The 2045-nt window shown below is 70.0% G+C and carries 2 protein-coding genes and 1 pseudogene; 1 reads left to right on the top strand and 2 read right to left on the bottom strand.

Annotated elements, in window-relative coordinates; translation table 11 throughout:
* Positions 1–54: 54 nt before the first annotated feature.
* Complete coding sequence (locus AB0C84_RS46020) at positions 55–201, bottom strand: hypothetical protein (RefSeq protein WP_361079230.1); 147 nt, start codon at positions 199–201, stop codon at positions 55–57.
* 282 nt (positions 202–483) lie between these two features.
* On the bottom strand, positions 484–633 hold the full coding sequence (locus AB0C84_RS46025; protein WP_361079233.1) for a hypothetical protein: 150 nt from the start codon (positions 631–633) through the stop codon (positions 484–486).
* An 835-nt stretch (positions 634–1468) separates the two neighbouring features.
* On the opposite strand from AB0C84_RS46025, the pseudogene AB0C84_RS46030 reads away from it, so the two are divergent.
* A pseudogene (locus AB0C84_RS46030) lies at positions 1469–2035 on the top strand (helix-turn-helix domain-containing protein); the annotation flags it as partial.
* Positions 2036–2045: the final 10 nt, after the last annotated feature.

Raw genomic sequence — 2045 nt, forward strand, 5'->3', positions numbered from 1 at the left:
GGCCTCCATCGGGCAGGAACCGCACGCGGCCAAGTTGCGCAAGGCCTTGCGCCCCTACGTGGAGCGCGCCGTCGGCTGAGGAACGGACTCGCGGGTGACGCCCTGTTCTGGCAGCACGTCCAGCCCTACGGCGAGGGGCGGCTGGATGTGGCCAAGCGCCTGCCGCTCGGCGTCCGGACCGACGCGGGGCTTGAGCAGCAACCGACCGGTGAACGGGCTGCGCGAGGCCCGACGGGCGGGTGACGTTGATGGGCCAGGGCCCCATAATCCTGGGGGATTTCCAGCGGGTATCGCTGCCAGCGCTAAAGGCTGTCCCGTAGTGGTCACGATGTGCTGGTGGGGTACAGCTGTTGCCGGCGGACGAATCGGATCGCGCCATCTCTCGGCGGGTCCCCGCACGACCACAGCGTCGCCGAGGCGGCACGTGTGCGAGTGGCCGGAGTGGAGTGGCGGCCGGCGGTCGAGGAGGAGTTGGTGTCCCGGTTACCGCAGGCCGGCGTTGCCTCGTGCGGTCCACACCGCCACAGCGACCAGGGTGGCAGCGCCGCCGATCCACAGCACGCCCGGCAGGCCGAACGAGTCGAGGATGACGCCGCCGACCAGCGCGCCGAGGCCGATCGACAGGCTGAACACCGCCACCCACAGCGCGCGGCGCGGCCTTGATCATCCAGGTCTGCAGTCCGACCGACACCCCGCCGTAGGCCAGGCCCCACACGATCAGCAGCGCGATGCCGCCGATCGTGCCTCGGCCCAGCAGTACGAACAGCAGCATCGCGACGGCCAGGGCCAGGGTGATCACCTGCACGGTGCGGTACGTCCGGCGGGCCAGTGCCGCACCAGCGGCGAAGTTGCCGACCATGCCCGCGATGCCTTCCCCGTGGTCATAGCCCCCGCCTGTTGGCGCTTGTTCTGGCGCTCGTGGCACCGCCGCACATCCTCGCCGCGCCTGGCAGAGATCCCAAGATTTCCATTTCTTGCCCCCCGCGAGCCTCTGCGCGGCAGCCCTTTCGGCAACGCAACGCGCAGTGAGCTGGTGGGTCGGGAGGGGCCCCGCGATCACCCGCCGAGTATGGACCTACCTTGAACATCCACGGCGGGGCCGGCTTCCCCCCGGAGCGCGGCCGCCCCTCCCGATCTACCCTGGTTTATAGCAGCACCATGGGTGATCGGATGGTTACTTTGGGAATAAGGGCTGTCAGGTGCTGCTGAAGACCTCGGCGGGTCCCAGGTCGGCCCGCAAGAGGCCGCATGCCCGGGGCCCGCTGCGGTCCTGGCGGCCGCCGCGGCGGGCGCCCTTGAAGACGTAAGGAAAGTTTTCATCCGCGCGGCTCGAAACCGGTGTCCTGTCCCGGGAGATGCTTGACACCTCTGTCCCATCACATGCTTGACGGGTGGCTGTTCGGCTTGGCTGTCGCGTGTTCGTTTGCGGGCGTCGCGTGTCAGGAGGCCGGGATTGGGCCTGGTCGAGTTGTCGGTGGTGGAGCAGCGGTATCGGGCGGTGCTGGCGGGTGCTGGCGGGTGTGCCGGTGGTCGAGGTCGCGGCCGGGTTCGGGGTGTCGCGCCAGAGTGTGCATGCCTGGGTGAAGTGGTATCGCGCCGAGGGGCTGGCGGGGTTGGCCGACCGGTCCCGCCGTCCGGTGTCCTCGCCGGGGGAGATGAGCGCCGTGGTGGGGCTGTGGTGTGTGAGCTGCGGCGGGAGCATTCGCGGTGGGGTCCGGTGCGGATCGTGCATGAGATCGGCCGGTTGGGTGTGGCGCAGGGTGCCGTCGCGGATGGGGTGCATCGGGCGCTGGTGCGGCATGGGCTGGTCGAGCCGGGCCGGCGGCGCCGCAGGCGTCAGGAGTTTCGCCGTTGGGAGCGTGATGAGCCGATGGCGTTGTGGCAGATGGACATCGTCGGCGGGGTGTTCTTGGCCGGCGGGGCCGAGTGCAAGGTGGTCACCGGTGTGGATGACCATTCGCGGTTCTGTGTGGTCGCCGAGGTGGTGCCGCGGGCGACGGGGCGGGCGGTGTGTCTGGCGTTCGCGGCGGCGTTGGCGTGAGTTC

It is taken from the genome of Actinomadura sp. NPDC048955 (genome assembly GCF_040649435.1).
Classification (GTDB): Bacteria; Actinomycetota; Actinomycetes; order Streptosporangiales; family Streptosporangiaceae; genus Spirillospora; species Spirillospora luteofluorescens.